Consider the following 19,456-nt stretch of genomic DNA (forward strand, 5'->3'; position numbering starts at 1 on the left):
GAGTGTTGGAGTGTTGGAACGGAACGCCCAACACTTTGGTTAATTATTCGTTGGAATTGTCGCCCAAGGCAATTGGCTTTAATTTCAATTCGCCCGCCGCGTTTTTTTCCAATTGTTGAATTTTCACCTCCGCCTCCGCCAGTTTGGCCTGGCAAATCCGGGCCAGTCGCGTGCCTTCTTCGTAGCGCGCCAGAAGGGTTTCCAACGGCAAATTGTCTGCCTCCATGGCTTCGACGATGGTTTCGAGTTTTTTTAGCGCCGCTTCAAACGGCAGATTCTCCGGCTTCGCCGCATCCACGGTTTTGACTGCCTTCGACATACCGGCAAGCTAAATGAAGCCCCCTTGCCCGTCCAGTCCGACTTTCACAGAGGTTGCCAGGTTCAAGTTGTGTTCACAGGGCCGGTCGATCCCCAGAGATGCGGAAGATGGAGAGATATGGGACGTGGAATCGGTTAACGCTTCAATGATTGAAGCGCTTCTGTGCCGGGCGGCGCGTATTCCGGCGAGATCGAGCCGAGGCTGATGATGTACTTGATGCCGTCGGCCACGGACATTTCCAGTTTGGTCACCTTGTCCTCCGGCACGAGCACGAGGAAGCCGCTTGTGGGATTCGGAGTCGTCGGGACAAAGACGCAAACCACCTTCTCCTTCGTCTTCGTCTGCACTTCGTCGTGCTGTTCGCTGGTGATGAAACCAATGGAATACATGCCGGTGCGCGGGAATTCGATCAGCACGACGGTTTTGAAGGAAGATTTGCTGCCGGAGGAAAAGGCCTCGTTGACCTGCTTGATGGCGCCGTAGATCTTGTTGAGCAACGGGACGCGCAGGAGCGCCGTGTCCACCCAGCGGATCATTTTTTTGCCGAGATAATAGCGCGCCAAAAGTCCGACCAGACTGATCAGGAGAATCGCCAGCACCAGCGCTACGAGACTCCAGTACCAATACATCGGACCGTCGCCGCTGCGTTCGTGCGTCAGGGTTTTGGGGAGGAAAATGAGCAACGTGTCGGTGAGGCTGGAAACGGTACCGAAGAGCCACTTGGCCACGGCCAGGGAAATCACGGCCGGCAGCACGACCGCCAGCCCGGTCAAGAAGTTGGCCCGACCGCGGGCAAAAAGATTTTTCATCCCGCCACTTTAGCCTGCTCTCCCCCAAAAGTCACTTTCCCGCTTTTACGCCAGCATCGTAATTCGGATTCGGATTCATCATTTGAGCTTTCACATCCCGACGCCAGGCATCGAGTTTCACTTCCAAGGCCATCGCCTTGTCCGGCATTCTGTCCGCCAGATTATGCTTTTCGCCGATGTCCTGCTTGAGATCGTAAAGCTCCAGGTGTCCGTCTTCGTAAAACTCAATCAGCTTGTAGTCGCCTTGACGAATGATCCCGCCCGGTTTGCCGCCTTGGTTCGCGTAGTGCGGATAATGCCAGTAGAGCGCGTCGCGTTTGAAGTCGCCGATCTGCTTCAGCAACGGCACGAGGCTGACGCCATCGACAGACTGCCGGAATTTCACGCCGGCCATTTCGAGAATCGTCGGAAAGAAATCGATGCTGCAAACCGGCGTGTGACAAATACTGCCGGCTTGAATGACGCCGGGCCAGCGAATGATCAGTGGCGCACGAATGCCGCCTTCATACAAATAGCCTTTGCCTTCCCGCAACGGCGCGTTGGAGGTCGATGGCGTGTTCGGCCCTTCTTTCACAGCCAGGCCGCCGTTGTCGGACATAAAAAAGATGACTGTGTTGTCGGCGAGCTTGAGCTCCTCCAGTTTTTCCATCACGCGCCCGACGCTTTCGTCCACGCTTTGAATCATCGCCGCATAAACTGCGTTGGTGTGCGTCTGGCCGGGGTTGGCAGCGTTTTGAAATCTGGCGATGAGTTCCGATTTGGCGGCCAATGGAATATGGACGGCATAGTGCGCGAGGTAGAGAAAGAACGGTTTGCCTTTGTGGCGCTCAATGAACTTTTCCGCTTCAGTGGTGAGACGATCCGTGAGGTATTCTCCCGGCATGCCGTCTTCGAGCGATCGAATGCTGCGATTCGCATTGCGATAGGGATGGAAATAACTAGCGGGCGAACCGGCGTCATTGCCGGCGATGTTCAGATCAAATCCCTGATCTTCCGGGCTGAACCCCTTGCCGCCGAGATGCCATTTGCCGATGCTTGCCGAAACGTAACCCGCAGGTTTCAGCGCCTCGGCCAGGGTCACTTCAGCGAGCGGGAGCTGGCGGAGAAAATCGGGACGCAACAGTTTTTGCGAGGGTCCGTCGCCACGGCCGGGCAGCCAGTCGGTCAGGTGCAACCGTGCCGGATATTTGCCCGTCAGAATGCTGGCGCGTGTCGGTGAACAAACCGGGCAGGCGGCGTAAGCAGCGGTGAATTTCATCCCTTGCTCGGCGAGCCGGTCGATGTTCGGCGTCTTGTAAAATGTGCTTCCGAAACAGCCGAGATCCGTCCACCCGAGGTCGTCGATAAGAATGAAAACAAAGTTGGGCGGGCGTGCTTCAACAGATCGCGTTGTTGTGACCCAACAACAACATGCGATGATGAGCGTTATCACCCATGTCCTCAATTTCAGCCGCAACGATGCATTCGAGAATGGGGAATGCAGCCGCCCCGGCTGCAATTCGGCGCGCCCTCGCGCCGAACCCAAAACGCCTTTTATAAATGCTCTGGCTCTTTTCATTACCAAACCAAGCCAACGACGAGGGCGTCGTTGGCAACACTCGAGGCGAGTGTGCTCCCCGAGCAAACGCCGTTTTTCGTCATCGGAAGCAGCACGGTCACTGTGATTTCTTCGGCTTCACGTTGTCGCCGTCGTCGGAGTTTTTCCCAGCGGTTGGCGCATCCGGCGCGTTGGTTGTCGGCAACCAAACGGCGAGTTGTTTCTTGGTAACTTCGTATTTGGCGTTGCTCGCGAGGTTTGTCCATTCGAGTGGATCGGCATTGTGATCGTAAAGTTCTTCGGTGCCGTCACTATAACGGATGTAGCGCCAGCGCTCGTTGCGAACGGCGTGGTTGTTGCGTCCATGAGTCGTGACTGATGGATGATCCCAAGCCTGTGCAGGATTCTTTAATAACGGCATGATGCTGGTCGCTTCATGGCCTTCCTTCTTCGGCAACCCGCACAGTTCGATCAACGTAGGGTAAATGTCCATGAGGTTGACCGTCCGCTCGCAATGTTGGTTTGGTTTTGTGACACCGGGTGCAACAATCATGAACGTGACACGGGTGGCTTCCTCCCAAAGCGCGAACTTGCGCCAGTGCTGCTTCTCGCCGAGATGCCAGCCGTGATCGCTCCACAGAACAATGATGCTGTTCGTCGCATAAGCGCTGGCGTCAAACGCGTCCAACAGCCGACCGACTTGCGCGTCGGCGAAAGTGATGCTCGCCAGATAACCTTGCACCGCTTTCTCCCATTGCTTCGCTTCGACGACTTTTTTGTGATCACCTTCGGGCTTGGCCATTTGACGGCCGATCGGTGGAATGTCGTCGAGATCGTCGGCTTTGATCTTGGGCAAAGTAATTTGTCCCAGCGGATAAAGATCAAAATATTTCTGCGGCACATACCAGGGCAAGTGCGGACGAATCAAACCCACTGCCAGAAACATGGGCTTATCATGTTTCGCCTTCAACTGGGCGATGCCCCAATCGACCACTTTAAAGTCGCCCATCTCGTCATCGCCGACGTTGACTGGACCCCAATCGAACTGCGCGGCGTGCAAACCGTTGACGGGTTTATTGGCTGGCTCGGGCGACGGCTGCGGTTTGAGGTAAACCTCCCACGACTTTCGATCGTTGAATGAGTTGTGGAAAATCTTTCCACCACCGGCGACGTAATAGCCGTTGGCCATAAAATTTTGGGGCAACGTGACGACGTTGGGCAGCACTGGCCGCCACGGCTGGCTATTGTGATAGACACCGGACGATGCAGGGCGGACGCCAGTGAGCAGACTGGCCCGCGACGGGTTGCACGCGGGGGCGGAACAATAAGCGCGAGTAAACAACATGCCGCGCTTTGCGAGCCGGTCGAGATTGGGTGTCTGGACGTCAGGGCGTTTGCCGAGCGCGCCGATCCAATCGTTGAGATCATCAATGGCGATGAAGAGAACGTTGGGCGGACGCGATTCGGCGGCGTGCGTTATCGCAAACCAGCAAGAACACGCGATGAGGAGCACGATGAGCGAGGCACACAATCCATGCGCCGAACGTAGCCGCCGAAGTAACGAGGCGGATGGACGTTGGCGCGCGTCGCGAGAGTCTGCCTGCTCGCGGCGGCGGCTACAAGTTATCGGCCGCTTCATAATTTCCCGGTGGTGCCAGACGGTTGGCCTGGCTTCGCGAGTAGCAACTGTTGGTTCATCGCGTCATAGAGCGCCTTCAATCGTCTGACCACATCGGGGTGTTGTTCCGCGACGTCGTGTTGCTCTGCGGGATCATCTTCCAGATTGAAAAGCGACATCGCCTTGGTTTCGTCGCCGGTCAACACGCCGGGATATTGACTGGGATGAGCTTGCTCATACGGCGCCAGAATCGTCACGCCGTCCGGCGCGCGCGCGTCGATCCATTTCTCGTCCGGTTTCATGACCCGGGGTTTGTTTGGCGCAATGACGTGCAACTTCCACGGACCACTGCGAACGGTGTAAAGCTTCGCGCCTTGCATCGCGAATAACGCCTCGTGCGGGGTCTTGGCCTCGGAGGTCAGCAACGGAAAAATGTCTTTGCCATCGATGACGCGATCTTGGGGAATCGGAATCCCGGCGGCAGTCAATGCCGTCACAAAGAGGTCAACCATGATAGCCGGTTCACGGCTCTCGTGACCTGCGGGAATTTTCCCGGGCCAGCGCGCGATCAACGGTTCGCGAATGCCGCCTTCCCAAGTGTTGCTTTTCATGCCGCGCAATCCGCCCGTGCTGCCGCCGTACCACGGGCCATTGTCGCTGGAAAAGAAGACCAGTGTGTTCTCGTCCAATCCAAGCTCCTTGAGTTTCGCCAGCACCTGGCCGACGCACCAATCGAGTTCCGCCACGGCGTCGCCGTAAAGTCCACCGCCGCTTTTCTTGTAAAATGCTTCCGAGGCGGCCAGCGGTTTGTGCGGCATGGCGCCGGGTAGATAGAGGAAAAATGGTTTCTTCCGGTTGCGCTCAATGAATGAAAGCGCGCGTTCGGTGTAGCGTTTGGTGAGCGTTGCCTGAACCACCGGATACTCCACGACCTTCTCGCCGTCGAGCACTTGCACGGGCCGCATGTCGTTGCTGTAAAGGATGCCGAGATATTCATCGAAACCGTGGCGCGTCGGATAAAACTCCGGCTTGTGACCGAGATGCCATTTGCCTATGCAGATGGTTCTGTAACCCGCCTTCTGGAACGCCTGGCCCAAAGTGATTTCCGAAGCAGGTATGCCAATGTCGTTGATGCCCGAGTCGGGCGATGGGTTGTTCACCACACCGCTTCGGAACTGATAGCGGCCCGTCATCAGCGACGCCCGCGACGGCGCGCAGTAGGGACATGCGCTGTAGAACTGGGTCAACCGCGCGCCTTCACTCGCCATGCGGTCGATGTTCGGCGTCTTGAATTTCGTGTTGCCGTAACAACCGAGATCACCCCAGCCGAGGTCGTCGGCAAAAACTATGATTACGTTCGGCAGGCGCGCCGCAGCGCTTGAACTTTCTTCGGTGCAGAAAATCATCGGCAGCATCAACAGGGCAGTCGCAATCCAGCGGTATTGCCGCCAAAATGATTCGAATTTCATAGGTGTGGAAAAATATTATTCCGCGAGCTTCTTCTTTGTCACTGTCTAATTCTGTTGGGCTTTGTACCTGATTTCCTTTGGGCCATCGGACACGCTAAAGCGTGAACTCCAACGTCGCGCACGGGCCGTTTGCGTTGAAGTTCAACCTTCAGGTTGTTCCTGTCTGCATCAAAGGGAATCAAGTGCATCGCCCAATATTGCTATTGGCTCTTGCTGAGAAACTCCTTGATGAGCGCTGCCGCCGTTTCGTCGCAAGCCTTCGCGCCTTCGTCGCCGCCTTGATTGGTCGCCACGAGCACCGCGAAGTCGCGCAACGGCGCGATCCACACCACGGCGAAGTTTTGGTTGTTGCTGCCGTTGTGAGTCAGAACGCGACCACCACCCCACTTGCGATTCGCGACCGCCCACCCGAACGCGTAATCGCCGCCGAACATCGGCGTGTGCAGCTTCCTGAAAGTTTCCGGTTTCAACAGGCCTACCCAGTTCGTCTCGCCGCGCACGTGGATGGCGACGAATTTCGCCCAGTCACCCAGCGAGCAATACACAGTTCCGGCCGGACCGATGACGAGAGGGTTGTCACTGCGCGGGCCGGGACCGATGGCGTGGTGGTTCGTGGCTTCGAGCGCGTGTTGCCAGGGCTGATCGATTTTACCCGGCGTGCCCATGGCGCCGAATCCCGCGCTCGTCATTCCAAGGGGCTTGAACAACATTCGCGTCGTCAAGTCTTCCCATGAAGCGTTCATGACTTTCTCAGCCATCGCACCCACGACGACATAACCCATGTTGGAATAAATGAATTTTTCTCCCGGCCTGGCCTCTGGAGGTGTGCGCAACGCCATTTCGAGGTACGCTCGTCGCTGCTCGCGCCGTGTGCCGGCAAGTTTGTGCAGATCCAAAAGTGTTTTGCCCGGTGGCGCTGTCTCATTTGGAAAGCCGCCGCGATGCGATAGAAGTTGCTCCAGCGTCACGTCCCGGTACTGCGGCTGCATCGACGCAGCGAGGTCCGGAAAAACATTCGCGATGGTTGTGTCCCATGAGAGCCGGCCTTGTTCCACCAGCATGGCCACAAACGTTGCGGTCATGGATTCTGTGCACGATCCGATGTGGAACTGGTCGGCGCTCGTGACCTTGACAGTCTCGCCGTATTTTCGAAATCCGACTGCGCCAAGGGCGACCGTGCGTCCACCCTTCACGACCGCCGCCGCTAATGCCGGCAGGTCGTGTTGTTTGCGAATCAACTCGAGCAGTTTGTCGATGGACTGTGTCTCGGCTGCGCCTGACGAAAAAGGTGGAACGAGGAGAGCAGTGCAAAGAGGGAGGGCGGCCCACCGTGAAGACGCGACGCTCATGCCTAACGCTCGACCGGTTTGCCGGCTTTCTCCCACGCCTTGATGCCGCCCTCGAGATGGTAAATCGTCCTGAATTGCTGGGTCTTCATCAATTCGCGCGCTTTGGCGCTGCGGCCGCCGACGGCGCAATGGACGAGGTACGGCTGGCTTTTATCGAGCGCCGCCAGCTTCTTTGCAAAGTCGGTGTCGAAGAAATTGATGTTTGTGGCGCCGGCAATGTGCCCGGCGGAAAATTCCTTGGGGGTGCGGACATCGAGCACAACCACTTTCTTGTTCTCTTTCAGAAGTTTTTCCGCTTCGTTAGCATCGAGATTCTTGACGGAGACTTTCTGGTCGGATTGTTTGTTGGAAGGAGCGTCTTTGCCTTGGGCGTGGATTTTGTCGCCGCCTAGCAGCAGGGCGGATGCACAAATCAGTGTGAACAGATTTCTCATGGGTTCGTGGTTTTGGTCTTGAATCATTCGCCAATCGGCACCGATCGTCAAAGAAAAACCCCGGCCGGGAGCGCGGTAAAGAGCGCGGAAGAAGCCGTTGACAAAGCCGGGCGTTCCGATACCGTTGCCCGCTCTGAAAGATTTAACCGAGTAAACTATGCCGAACACCAAATCAGCCGAACGCCGGATGCGTAACAGCGCCCGCAAACAACTGGGCAATCGCAGCATCACCTCGCGCCTGCACACGTTGGAAAGAAATTACCTGGCGCTTGTGGACACGGGCAAAAAGGATGAGGCGGTGCAAGCCTTGCGGACCGTCAATTCCGCTTTCGATAAAGCCGCCAAGACGCGCGTCGTGCACCGGGCCACCGCCAACCGCAAAAAATCCCGCCTGGCCTTGTATTTGAAGAAGATCAAGTGAGCGGGGTCTGGTGACAGGTTGCCAGGGCCACGTCATCAAATTGCAGTGTCTCATTCCACTGATACGGGTTTCCACGTCGCCACGCGTTGACGTTCAAGCTTTACGCGTTATGCTCCGCCATCATGGCATTTCGCGCGCGTCGAAACTTGCTCGCCACGTCAGCCGTTATTCTGCTTTGGCAATGCACCGGGGAAAGTGTGCGCGCATTGGACAACGGCATTGACCCTGCCAATCTCGGCAAGGGTGATTGGATTTACTTTCTTTCCCAGGCCACAAACCAGCTCGGCGGTCATGTGCCCGGCGTGCGCGATGTCCCCAGCCTGATGGCGTTTGAAAAAAGCCAGGGGATGCATTTTATTGTCGTCAAGGCCGGAACGGGCGCCGCCGACTTTCCCTCGCCAACCAATCCCCAATTCACCGCCCATCTTGTGAATGAAGCTCATGCGGCGGGACTGAGGATCTTTGGCTACACGCGCTCGGACGGCGCCGATGTCGCGGGTGAGATTGTCCTGGCGACCAGAATATACAATCTGGGCGCGGACGGCTTTGTCATCGACGCCGAGGCCGAATGGGAATCCGCAAACTTGCCGGACAACCTGAACAAGGCGCTGCAACTGGGTGCGGGAATCAAAACCAATTTCCCCACGCGATTTCTCGCTCACGCGCCATTCCCGATCATCGGCAATCACACCACGTTTCCTTACAAAGAATTCGGCTTCCACTGCGACGCCGTCATGCCGCAGGCTTATTGGAAAAGCATTGGAGTATCGCCGGCTTACATGGTTCGTTGGATGGACATCGAATGGCGCAACTGGCAGAATTCACTCACCGGACAATGGACGAATGCCATCAAGCCGCTCGCGCCGGTCGGCCAGGGTTGGAGTCCCTCGGCGAGAGAAATTACGACTGGCGCGGAAATCACCGCGTTCGTCAATGCCTTGAAGAATGACACCAATCCGCCAACGGCTGGCGGCTACAAAGGAGCGAGTTACTGGCGGGCCGACCTGCACAACGCCGACATGTGGACGGCCATCGCCACAAACAGCATTGGCGATCCAAACACCAATCCGCCGGTGATTTTTAATCTTGTGGTCAGCAACATCACGAATGCCAGCGCCATCATCAGTTGGAACACGGATACGCGTTCTGACAGCGTGGTTGAAATTGGAACGACAACCGACTCCGCCAGCTCGATTACGAACGCAGCACTCGTTTATGCGCATTCAATCACTTTGAGCGGCTTGGACGCTGCGACTACGAATCGTTTCCGCGTCAAATCCACGGACGCAGCTTTCCGTCAATCCGTTTCCAGCAACTTCACCTTTGTGACGAAGCCAGCGGGAGTCATCACGAATTCTCTCATCGACAACTGAGCGGGCTTCGGGTTTGGCGCGGCCAACCGCTCCGCTAAAGAAAAGTTTCGGGACGCACTCAAAATCCGTCTTGCAACCAAGTCTCAATTAACCTAGATTGCGCCACGTGAAACGGCAGAAGCCAACGTGTGCCAGCAAGAATGGATGTAGCGGAGAACCCTTCCTTTGCCCATTGAGTCGTGTCATTGCGGGTACCGCCGTTCGTATCAAACGCCTTTCAGCTCCCGCGCCCGTTATTTCCCGTCTCCGGGAAATGGGTTTTTGTGAAGAGCAACAAATCAAGCTTCTCAGTTGCTACCCCAATCTCATCTGCCTGGTTTGCAACGCGCGCCTCGGTCTCAGCGCGGAACTGGCAGACATCATTTTGGTTGAGCCTCTTCCTGCGACCGAAAACGCAGAGTGAGTATGCCCGCTGAAAGCCAACCGTTGACCTCCCTCAAGGTCGGCAGCGCCGGCACGGTCACCGAAATCAACGTCGCTCCGGCAAACAAATCCCGGTTGCTGGAAATGGGTTTGCTTGTCGGCACGACCGTGGAACTCGTCCGCTTCGCGCCACTCGGCGACCCGGTTGAAATCAAAGTGCGCGGCTACAATCTCACCCTGCGCAAAAGCGAGGCGGAGCAGATTTTGGTGAGGACGAATTCGTAATCAACTTTGGCATCTTATGAACACTGATTCAAAGATTACTCAAATTCCTTTTCCCGGCGGTTCGGGAAACGTGCCAACTGGGGCGATACAACTCCAAGATGACTGGCCAGGTTTGTTCCTGCGCGGCGATACGGCGATCTCTATCCTCTCGTGTATCCGAGGTCTTCGACAACGGCTTGCCCAGCACGCAGACCCAGTTGTTGGGGCGGCGCTGAGTCAGTTGCAGCAGATAGCTGACATCATTGAACGGGATGTCATTGCTCGGAAATGAAGCCTCGATGAACCCCGCAGTCGCATCGGTCGAAAAGAAACCCGCCGGGAAAATCTCCGCGCCGGCTTACGTCGCGTTGACCGGAAATCCGAACTGCGGCAAAACGACTTTGTTCAATGCACTCACCGGCTTGCGCGCCAAGGTCGGCAACTACGCCGGCGTCACCGTCGAGCGCAAGGAGGGTCGTCTGCTCCGCGCGCCCCGTGGAATAAACACCTCGCCCACTTCGGACGCTGAGCACACTGCTATTCCGCGGGGCAAGCCGGCCGACGCGAACATCCGCGTCCTCGATTTGCCCGGCACTTACAGTTTGAGTCCGAACTCGCTCGATGAACAGATTTCGCGCGACGTTTTGTTGAATCGCCTTCCCGAACTGCCGCCGCCGGATCTGATCCTCGTCGTGGTGGATGCCTCAAACCTTCAGCGAAACCTTTACTACGCCACGCAAGTCGTCGAACTCGGCCATCCGACCCTCATCGCGCTCAACATGGTCGATGTGGCGGAAGCCAACGGCCATCGGATCGACGAGAAGAAGCTTTCTGAAACCCTCGGCGTGCCGGTTCTGCCGATTGTGGCCAGCACCGGACAGGGAGTGCCGGAGTTGCGCGCCAAGATTGTTGCGTTCATCCAGAACCCGCCCGAAATGAAGCCGCAGTTGTTCTGTCAGTTGCCGGGATTGTTTCGGATCGAAGCGACCGGACTGGCCAATTTGCTGGCGGAAACTTTTCAGGAGCGGCGATTGCAAGCCACGGCGGAGGCGTTGTTGATTCTGAGCAACGAAAACGCACTGGCGTCGAGCAGCACACATTATCCACCCGCAATACAGAACGCCGTGACCGCCGCGCGCAAGCGATTGGACGCGCACAAAATCGACTGGCGCGGCGCGCCCATCGAATGGCGTTATGCGCGCGTGGCGGAAATGGAGCATGCGGTGACGACGGAAACTGCGGCGCCAAAGGAGACGTTTAGCGACAAGCTGGATCGCATCTTGACCCATAAGGTCTGGGGCGTGCTGATCTTCGTCGTCATCATGGCGCTCTTGTTTCAGAGCATCTTCACTTTTGCCAAGTGGCCGATGGATTTATTAACGACGGGGGTTGATGCCTTTGGCGGTTTGGTCGGCGCGTTCCTGCCGCCGGGGGATTTGAACTCGCTGCTGGTTGCGGGTGTGATCAAGGGTGTCGGCGCGGTGATCGTGTTTCTGCCGCAAATTCTGCTGCTGTTCTTGTTCATCAGCATTCTGGAAGACACCGGCTACATGGCGCGCGCGGCGTTTTTGATGGATCGGTTGATGAGCAAGGTGGGGTTGCACGGCAAGAGCTTCATCCCGATGCTCAGTTCGTTTGCGTGCGCGATCCCCGGCATCATGGCCACACGCACGATTGAAAGCCCGAAGGACCGCCTGGTGACGATTCTGGTTGCGCCATTGATGAGTTGCTCGGCGCGGTTGCCGGTTTACGCCGTGCTGATCGCCGCGTGCATTCCAGATATTCGCGTGTTTGGTTTTTGGAAACTCTCCGGCATCACGATGCTGTCGATGTATCTGCTCGGCATCGTGGTGGCGTTGTTGATGGCGTGGCTGTTCAAGAAGACGCTGCTCAAAGGCCCGACGCCGATGCTCATCATGGAACTGCCGCCCTACAAGCGTCCGTTGCTACATGTCGTGCTGCGGCACATGTGGGACCGCTCGAAACTATTTCTTCGCCGCGCCGGCACGGTGATCCTGGGGATCAACATTCTGCTCTGGTTTCTGGCGACGTATCCGAGGAGTTCTGAAATTGAAACGAGTTACCAAGATAAAATGCAGACAGCATTTCAGCAGGCGTTTCCGAATACGAACGTCAAACTGTCTGACATCCTTGAAGGTCGTTTCCGTGGTACATTCGCAATCACTGACAATTCGCCTGCTCAATTAGAGCAACACAGAGTATTTGAGGAAAAAGTTGCTTCGATATCGAAGGAACATGCAGGCGAGCGACTGCGCCAAAGCTTCGCCGGGCGGTTGGGTCGGATCATTGAACCGGTCATCGCCCCACTTGGTTTCGATTGGAAGATGGGCATCGGCATCGTCGCTTCGTTTGCGGCGCGTGAAGTGTTTGTGAGCACCATGTCCACGGTCTATAACGTCGGGGAATACGACAAGAGCGCCGCAGCGACTTCGAGTCTGGCCAAGACCTTGCAGGAGCAAAAGCATCCCGATGGCTCGCCGGTGTACACGCCGCTGGTGGCCGTCACCTTGATGGTTTTTTATGTATTCGCGTTGCAATGTGTCAGCACGGTCGCCGTGGTGCGCCGGGAAACCAATTCTTGGAAATGGCCCATTTTTCAATGGGTTTACATGGGTTTGCTGGCCTGGTCACTGGCTTTCATCACGTATCACGGGGGTCGGCTGTTTGGCTGGAATTAGCAGTCACCCCACGAGACGAACGGTCGCGGACTGTTTTTTATACAAATCTTGCTTCTCCGGTGTCTATTGGTTGGAATCTAATTGTGAGCAACTCGAACCTCGACTGGTGTCGGCGACTTTACGAAGCGAAGGCCGCGGAGATGATTCTCTATGGCCGGGCGCTGGGTTTGAGCCATAACGAGGCTGAAGACGTTTTGCAGGAGACGTTCCTAGGTTTGATGCAGCGAGCCAAACCGCCCGAACAACCGCTCCATTATTGTCTGCGCAGCTTTCGGAATCGGGCGCTCAATTACCGGCGCAGTCTTTGGCGACGGTTAACGCGCGAATTGGAATCGCATCGTTGGTTCGAACGTGGCGAGGAGGAAACGCCGCAGGAACGCGCGGCGATGCGTTGCCTGGCGAAACTCCCGCTCGAACAACGCGAAGTCATCGTCCTCAAAATCTGGCATCAGCACACCTTCGAGGCGATCGGGGAGTTGCTGGGACTTTCGCCCAACACCGTCGCCGGACGTTACCGCTACGGTCTGCAAAAACTGCGGGCCTGTTTGAAAGGAGTAAGTTATGAACGACTGGAATCAGTGGGAAAATCAATTGAGTGGCTGGGTGCCACGCCGCCCCTCGCCGAGAGTTAAGCGACGGGTCTTTCCGTCCGCACCGACGGTCAAGTCGGAGTTGCCTTGGGCGGTATCCTGGCGCTGGCTGGCGGTGGCGAGTTCGTTCGCGTTGTTGGCCGTGATTGTATTGAGCCAATCCTACTTTGGCGCTGGTCACGCTTCAACTTCACGCTGCAGCCATCTTCTCGCGGGCCTTTCTTTGAGCAACGAAAACCATTCTTCCTATAGCCTGCCGAACCGTCACAGCCGCCAGAACGCCTGGTCAATCGTCAAATCGGTGGGCACTTTTGAATGGACAAATACACCGCGTTCCCCTTCAACTACAGGCTCTTTTCTGATCGGGATGACAAATAGTTTGATTCGCTAAGCATGAGTAACGACAAATCGAAATCGCCGGATGGTAAAATCAAACCGGCGATGCCGGCCAAAACGACCACAACGAACCCCGTGGCGCCTCTCAAACCGGCCACACCGCCGCTTTTTCGAAAGATCGACTGGTTGACGTTTGGTCTGACGACGTTGCTGGTGTTCATCGGTTATTACCTCACGCTGGCGCCGGATCTGACGCTGGAAGATTCGGGCGAATTGGCCACCGGTTCCTTCTATGCGGGTGTCCCCCACCCTCCCGGCTATCCTGTGTGGACAGTTTATACCTGGTTGTTCACGGTGTTGTTCCCGGTGGCCAACATTGCCTATCGCGTGGCGGTCGCGTCCGCGGTTTCCGCCGCGCTGGCGAGCGGGTTTCTGGCGTTCATCGTCTCGCGCGGCAGCAGCATGATGATCGAGGGCATTGCCGATTTGAAGACGATGGATCGGCGATGGGAAAACGCCATCTGTGTCGTCTCCGGCTTTGTCGCTGGAATGTTGCTCGCCTTCAACGGGTACATGTGGAGTCAATCGGTGATCGTGGAGGTCTATCCATTCAGTGTGCTGTCGTTGATGGGAGTATTGCTTTGTCTGTTGCGCTGGATCTACGCGCCGCACCAGAGGCGCTACGTTTATTGGGCGATGTTCCTCTTTGGCATCTGCTTTACAAATCATCAAAGCCTGCTCGTCGCAGCGATGGGTATTGAAGTGGCCATTATTGCCACGCAACCAAAACTGGGCCGTGATTTCATGGTCGCCAATAGTCTCTGTTACCTCGTCGGACTCTTGCTGAAATTGAATCACAAGCTGCCCACTTTCGACAGTGCGCCGGGCCAGATAAACATGATGTTCGTAATTTTCAACCTTGTGGGAGTTGCCTCACTGGTGGCCTGTTTCTGGCTCACCCTCAAAACTGAAAGATTTCTGACCGAGTGGAAACCTGTTTTGCTATCAGGGTTTTTGTTCCTGGTTGGTGCGGGCTTCTACCTCTACATGCCTTTGGCAGGAATGTCCGACCCGCCGATGCAATGGGGTTACCCACGGACCGTGGAAGGATTCATTCATGCGCTGACTCGCGGCCAATATGAGAAGGCCAATCCCACCAATTTCCTGACGGATCCGCTGCGTTTCTTTCAACAATTGGGTTCGTATTTTGAGGGAGCGGTGGAGGAGTTCAGCCTGGTTTATCTTTTCATAGCACTGGTCCCGTTTCTGTTTTTCCTAAAAATGCAGAAACGCGAACGGTCCTGGATGACCGGTATATTCGGCTTTTGGGTCTGTCTCGCCATACTGCTCTTGATCCTCCTTAATCCCAACCCGGACCGCCAGAGCAAGGAACTCATCCGGGTCTTCTTCACCGCGTCGTACGTCATGATTGCGATGTGGGTGGGCTATGGCCTGACGTTGATCGCCGCGTTCATGGCCACACACTACGAACGTTTTCGGAGGTGGGGCTTGTACGGCGGAGCGGTGGCCACGGCGCTGGCATTATACTCACTCGACAAAACGACCGAAACCTTTTTTGGCGACCAACCCGGAATGAGCGGCCTTAAACTGTTTTCGTACGCCATCAGCAAGTCATTTGAAAAGAACCAATACGGTTTGCCCATTCATGCCGGCATGATCGTGGTCGGTTTGGCGCTGGTATTCCTGTTGTCCATTCTGGTTTTTCGATCGCGTCCGCGTTTGTCGCTGTTGCTGACCCTGTTTGCGATCATGCCGTCCAATTCCATCCTCTCCCATTGGTCGGATAACGAGCAGCGGAATCATCTGTTCGGTTATTGGTTTGGCCACGACATGTTCACTCCCCCGTTCAACGGCACCGACGGCAAACCGCTTTATCCTGAGATGACACGCGACACCGTGTTGTTTGGCGGCACGGACCCGGGACGTTTTTGTCCCACGTATATGATTTTTTGCGAAAGCTTCATTCCGCCGGAGAAGAAGAAGACCTATATCAAAACTCCGATTTATGAGTATAGCGATCCCAACTTCGACCGGCGCGATGTTTACATCATCACGCAAAACGCCCTGGCTGACGGAACCTACCTGAGCTATATCCGCGCACACTACAATCGCAGCACTCAAATCGATCCTCCCTTCTTCCAGGAATTACTTCGCAGCAAGAAGGAAATCGAACAGAATTACACCACGAATCTGCTGGCGCGCATCGCCTACAACCTGTTGGACAAGCCATTCACGGCGCTGGGCGACTACATTGAGAAACACCGGCGCGCGGGTAGTTCTTACTTCACAGAAAAGGATTTCACAGACCTACCCGGCCTCATCGCCAAACTCCGGAAAGGCGACCAACAGGATGCTTTGTCCAGGTATCTTTTCGACAGTTTTTCCAAAGAGACGCAGGATTTGCTTTCGCGCAACGCGGACACGCCCGCGGTTCGGCGTGGCTTGGCTAAAGAACTTAACCAGATTTTGGAAAAGGAACTGGTTGAAAAGAACCCCGACCAGCGACAGCCGCTTTACACTCCAGAGAGGTTCAAAGACATAAAACTCTCCGAGACGACGCTGGCGTTCATCAAGGAAAATCCGAAGAGTCACACGCGCATCCGCCTCAATCGGCTGCTTTTGGAGGAGGCCTATTCTGGTAAAATTGCCAAGAGCCTCGGCGGCGTTTATCCCGACCGCGAAATCCACACCCCGACACCGGAAGATTCACAGCGTTGTTTCCAGGAATACCTTCAAGATGCTTCACGCCGGTTGGAACACGACAATAAATTTCCCAACGAGCCAAGACAGATCAAGCCGGGCGAGGACATCAAGTTGATCGAGAACCGCGTGCAGGTGGCCGGCCAGGTGGCCGTCATGTCCATCAACGGCCTGTTGACCAAGGTGATCTTCGACAAAAATCCCGACCACGAGTTCTTCGTCGAAGAAAGTTTCCCGCTCGATTGGATGTATCCTTATCTTTCGCCCTTCGGCGTCATCATGAAGATCAATCGCCAGCCGTTGCCGGAGATTAGCGAGGACATGGTGAAGAAGGACCATGAGTTCTGGAGCCGCTATTCCGAGCGCCTCATTGGCAACTGGATCACGTACGATACGACGCTGAAAGAAATCAATGACTTCATCGAGAAGGTTTATCTTCGCCGGGATTTCAGCGGGTTCAAAGGCGACCGGAAATTCGTCCGTGACGACCAGGCGCAAAAAGCCTTCTCCAAACTGCGCAGCTCCATTGGCGGTATTTATAGCTGGCGCATCAACAATTCAAAGAATCCCGTCGAGCAACAACGCATGATCAAGGAAGCCGATTTTACCTACCGGCAGGCCTTCGCCTTCTGCCCGTACAGTCCGGAGGCCGTTTTTCGCTACGTGAACCTGTTGCTGAGTATGAGTCGGATCGATGACGCGCTGGCAGTTGCCGAAACCTGCAAGAAACTCGACCCCTACAACGGCCAGGTGGATGGCTTGATCAAGCAACTCGGCGAAATGAAGAAGCGGCAGGCGCAACTGGTGCAGACTCAAACCAATTTGCAACAATTGGAAAAGGAGGTTCGCGACAATCCGACCAATTTCCAGGGAGTTTTCAATTTGGCTTCAGCCTATCTGGGCATGCAACAGACCAACCGCGCCATTCAACTACTGGACGGCGTATTGAACAATCCGCGTGCCGACGTCAACGCCATCCTCGCCGTGGCTCAGGCTTACGTGCACTTGAACAACTATCTCAAGCTCGAAGCCACGCTCGAAAAACTCGTGAAGGTGGCACCGGACAGCCCCGAAGCCTGGTACGACCTCGCGGCCATGAAAGCTTCACTCGGCAAACCACCTGAAGCCGTCACGAATCTTCGCCGGGCATTGGAACTGAGCACGCAGCGACTGACTCGCGATCCCAAACAGCGGGACCTGCGGGCTGAAGCGCTCAAGGACCCCCGCTTCAATCCCTTGCGCGCGATGCCTGAATTCCAGCAGCTCACCACGCACAAATAAATCCCTCGAGCCGTCCGTGGCGATCACGGGGCACAACCTTGTTGCCCCTTGCCCAACAATCGTATATTTTGTGCCGCATTGGATTTTGGAATGACACGGACCAACACGATGAACAAACCGCCACCTGATGCTGATCCACCGCCGGAAGAGGCGGCGACGTCTCCGACCGAGGCGCTAACACCGGTCGAGCCACCGACATTGACGCCGGAACAAGTTGAAGACTTGAAGACAAAGGCGGCCAAAGCCGATGAAAACTGGGACCGCCTTTTGAGGACAATGGCGGACTTCGAGAATTTCAAGAAACGCGCGGCGCGGGAACGTCAGGAAGCGATCAAGTTCGCCAACGAGTCGCTGCTGCGAAAATTCATCGCGGTGCTGGACAATTTCGACATGGCGGTGTCCGCCGCCAAGGACGTCGATTCCGTCGAATCCTTCAAGACAGGCGTCGGCCTGATCCATCAACAATTCAAGAACCTGCTGGCGGAGGCTGGCGTGGAGGAAATTGACGCCACCGGCAAGCCGTTTGATCCGAACTGGCATGAAGCGGTCGCCCAGCAAGAGACCAGCGAATTGCCCGAAGGACAAGTGCTCCGGCAGCATCGCGCCGGCTACAAACTGCGCGACCGCCTGATTCGCCCGGCCAGCGTGGTGGTCGCCAAGAAACCAGCCAACTAGAACCATGGCCAAACGCGATTATTACGAGGTCCTCGGCGTGGATCGCAATGCCGACGACGAAGAAATAAAAAAAGCCTATCGCAAACTGGCGATCAAATTTCACCCCGACAAGAACCCGGGCGACAAAACGTGTGAAGAGAAATTTAAGGAACTCGGCGAGGCGTACGAGGCCCTGAGCGACCCTCAAAAGCGCGCGGCCTACGATCAGTATGGCCACGCGGCGTTTGATTCGCGTTCGCGCTGGCCCGGCGGCGGACGCGGCTTCCACGATCCAGTGGATATTTTCCGCGAGGTTTTCGGCGGTGGCGCGGGCAGCATTTTCGAAGACTTGTTTGGCGGCGGCCGCTCCGACCCCACGCAAGCGCAGCGAGGCGCTGACCTCCGCTACGATTTGGAAATCAGTTTGGAGGACGCGGCTCAAGGGTGCGAAAAGGAGATTTCCTTTTCCAAACAGGAACGCTGCGATGTCTGCCAAGGCGCCGGAGCGGAAGCCGGGTCCAAAGTCAAAATCTGCCCCGCCTGCGGCGGACGGGGACAGGTGCTAAGTTCCCGTGGCATCTTCAGCATCGCGCAGACCTGCTCCCGGTGCGAGGGCGCCGGGCGCGTCATTGAGAAGCCGTGCCGAACCTGCCACGGCTCCGGCCGGCGGGAACGCGCCACCAAGATCAAACTTAAAATCCCGCCCGGCGTGGACACCGGCGCGCGTTTGCGTTCATCTGGCAATGGAGAAGCCGGATTGCGCGGCGGGCCGTCGGGAGATTTGTACGTCGTGCTGCATGTCAAGACGCATGCCCTGTTCCAGCGTGATGGGGATGATTTGCTTTGCGATGTGCCCGTCAACTTTGTGCAGGCGGCGATGGGTGCAGAAATTGAAGTGCCGACCCTGAATGGCAAGGCCAGCATCAAGATTCCGGCCGGCACCCAGCCCGGCACCACCTTTCGACTCAAAGGCAGAGGCGTAAAGAACATTCAGGGCTATGGCCATGGTGATTTGCATATCCGCATCTCCGTGGAAGTGCCCCGGCATCTGAACGCCGCGCAACGGGCCAAGCTGCAGGAATTCGCCGACCTGTGCGACGAATCCGTGAATCCGTTGAGCCAGGGCTTCTTCGACAAAGCGAAGAATTTCTTCAGTTGAAGACCGGGCGAGAACCAAAGGCCAAAGGCTCAAGGCAAACGGCTAGAGTCGTTCTTAGCA

The 19,456-nt window shown here is 56.2% G+C and carries 16 protein-coding genes and 1 pseudogene; 10 read left to right on the forward strand and 7 right to left on the reverse strand.

Annotation, left to right across the window (positions count from 1 at the left end):
* Positions 1 to 43: 43 nt before the first annotated feature.
* From HY298_27500 to HY298_27530, 7 genes are all read right to left on the reverse strand, one after another.
* On the reverse strand, positions 44 to 319 hold the full coding sequence (locus HY298_27500; GenBank protein ID MBI3853990.1) for an exodeoxyribonuclease VII small subunit: 276 nt from the start codon (positions 317 to 319) through the stop codon (positions 44 to 46).
* Between the two features lie 134 nt (positions 320 to 453).
* Positions 454 to 1,128: a DUF502 domain-containing protein gene (locus tag HY298_27505; GenBank protein MBI3853991.1), complete on the reverse strand. Its 675-nt coding sequence runs from the start codon at positions 1,126 to 1,128 to the stop codon at positions 454 to 456.
* Positions 1,129 to 1,159: 31 nt separating this feature from the next.
* Positions 1,160 to 2,686: a sulfatase gene (locus HY298_27510; protein MBI3853992.1), complete on the reverse strand. Its 1,527-nt coding sequence runs from the start codon at positions 2,684 to 2,686 to the stop codon at positions 1,160 to 1,162.
* A gap of 97 nt (positions 2,687 to 2,783) precedes the next feature.
* Positions 2,784 to 4,304 (reverse strand): sulfatase, encoded by a 1,521-nt coding sequence (locus HY298_27515; protein MBI3853993.1) that lies wholly within the window; start codon positions 4,302 to 4,304, stop codon positions 2,784 to 2,786.
* Positions 4,301 to 5,752, reverse strand: coding sequence for a sulfatase (locus HY298_27520; GenBank protein ID MBI3853994.1), 1,452 nt, complete (start codon positions 5,750 to 5,752; stop codon positions 4,301 to 4,303). The genes HY298_27515 and HY298_27520 overlap by 4 nt, the downstream gene beginning before the upstream one ends.
* A gap of 200 nt (positions 5,753 to 5,952) precedes the next feature.
* Positions 5,953 to 7,101 (reverse strand): beta-lactamase family protein, encoded by a 1,149-nt coding sequence (locus tag HY298_27525; GenBank protein MBI3853995.1) that lies wholly within the window; start codon positions 7,099 to 7,101, stop codon positions 5,953 to 5,955.
* A 2-nt stretch (positions 7,102 to 7,103) separates the two neighbouring features.
* Positions 7,104 to 7,535, reverse strand: a complete 432-nt coding sequence (locus HY298_27530) for a rhodanese-like domain-containing protein (protein MBI3853996.1) — start codon at positions 7,533 to 7,535, stop codon at positions 7,104 to 7,106.
* A 157-nt stretch (positions 7,536 to 7,692) separates the two neighbouring features.
* Between HY298_27530 and rpsT the strand changes: the two genes are divergently transcribed.
* The 10 genes and pseudogenes from rpsT to dnaJ all read left to right on the forward strand — a co-directional run bounded on the left by rpsT (position 7,693) and on the right by dnaJ (position 19,396).
* A complete protein-coding gene (gene rpsT, locus HY298_27535; GenBank protein ID MBI3853997.1) occupies positions 7,693 to 7,956 on the forward strand; it encodes a 30S ribosomal protein S20 in 264 nt (87 codons plus the stop codon).
* Between the two features lie 146 nt (positions 7,957 to 8,102).
* Positions 8,103 to 9,329, forward strand: a complete 1,227-nt coding sequence (locus HY298_27540) for a fibronectin type III domain-containing protein (protein MBI3853998.1) — start codon at positions 8,103 to 8,105, stop codon at positions 9,327 to 9,329.
* A 172-nt stretch (positions 9,330 to 9,501) separates the two neighbouring features.
* Positions 9,502 to 9,732 carry a ferrous iron transport protein A gene (locus tag HY298_27545; protein MBI3853999.1) on the forward strand — a complete coding sequence of 77 codons (231 nt, stop codon included), beginning with the start codon at positions 9,502 to 9,504 and terminating at the stop codon, positions 9,730 to 9,732.
* 2 nt (positions 9,733 to 9,734) lie between these two features.
* Positions 9,735 to 9,977 (forward strand): ferrous iron transport protein A, encoded by a 243-nt coding sequence (locus tag HY298_27550; protein MBI3854000.1) that lies wholly within the window; start codon positions 9,735 to 9,737, stop codon positions 9,975 to 9,977.
* 16 nt (positions 9,978 to 9,993) lie between these two features.
* The gene (locus tag HY298_27555) at positions 9,994 to 10,248 is read left to right on the forward strand and encodes a hypothetical protein (GenBank protein ID MBI3854001.1); all 255 of its coding nucleotides are present in this window, start codon (positions 9,994 to 9,996) and stop codon (positions 10,246 to 10,248) included.
* Complete coding sequence (gene feoB / locus HY298_27560; protein ID MBI3854002.1) at positions 10,229 to 12,655, forward strand: ferrous iron transport protein B; 2,427 nt, start codon at positions 10,229 to 10,231, stop codon at positions 12,653 to 12,655. The genes HY298_27555 and feoB overlap by 20 nt, the downstream gene beginning before the upstream one ends.
* An 83-nt stretch (positions 12,656 to 12,738) precedes the next feature.
* Positions 12,739 to 13,287 carry a sigma-70 family RNA polymerase sigma factor gene (locus HY298_27565; GenBank protein MBI3854003.1) on the forward strand — a complete coding sequence of 183 codons (549 nt, stop codon included), beginning with the start codon at positions 12,739 to 12,741 and terminating at the stop codon, positions 13,285 to 13,287.
* Between the two features lie 399 nt (positions 13,288 to 13,686).
* Positions 13,687 to 15,873, forward strand: a pseudogene (locus HY298_27570) (DUF2723 domain-containing protein).
* A 1,800-nt stretch (positions 15,874 to 17,673) separates the two neighbouring features.
* Positions 17,674 to 18,258, forward strand: a complete 585-nt coding sequence (grpE, locus tag HY298_27575; protein MBI3854004.1) for a nucleotide exchange factor GrpE — start codon at positions 17,674 to 17,676, stop codon at positions 18,256 to 18,258.
* A 4-nt stretch (positions 18,259 to 18,262) separates the two neighbouring features.
* A complete protein-coding gene (gene dnaJ / locus HY298_27580; GenBank protein ID MBI3854005.1) occupies positions 18,263 to 19,396 on the forward strand; it encodes a molecular chaperone DnaJ in 1,134 nt (377 codons plus the stop codon).
* The last annotated feature ends 60 nt before the right edge of the window (positions 19,397 to 19,456 follow it).

The organism is Verrucomicrobiota bacterium (genome assembly GCA_016200005.1).
Taxonomy (GTDB): domain Bacteria; phylum Verrucomicrobiota; class Verrucomicrobiia; order Limisphaerales; family PALSA-1396; genus PALSA-1396.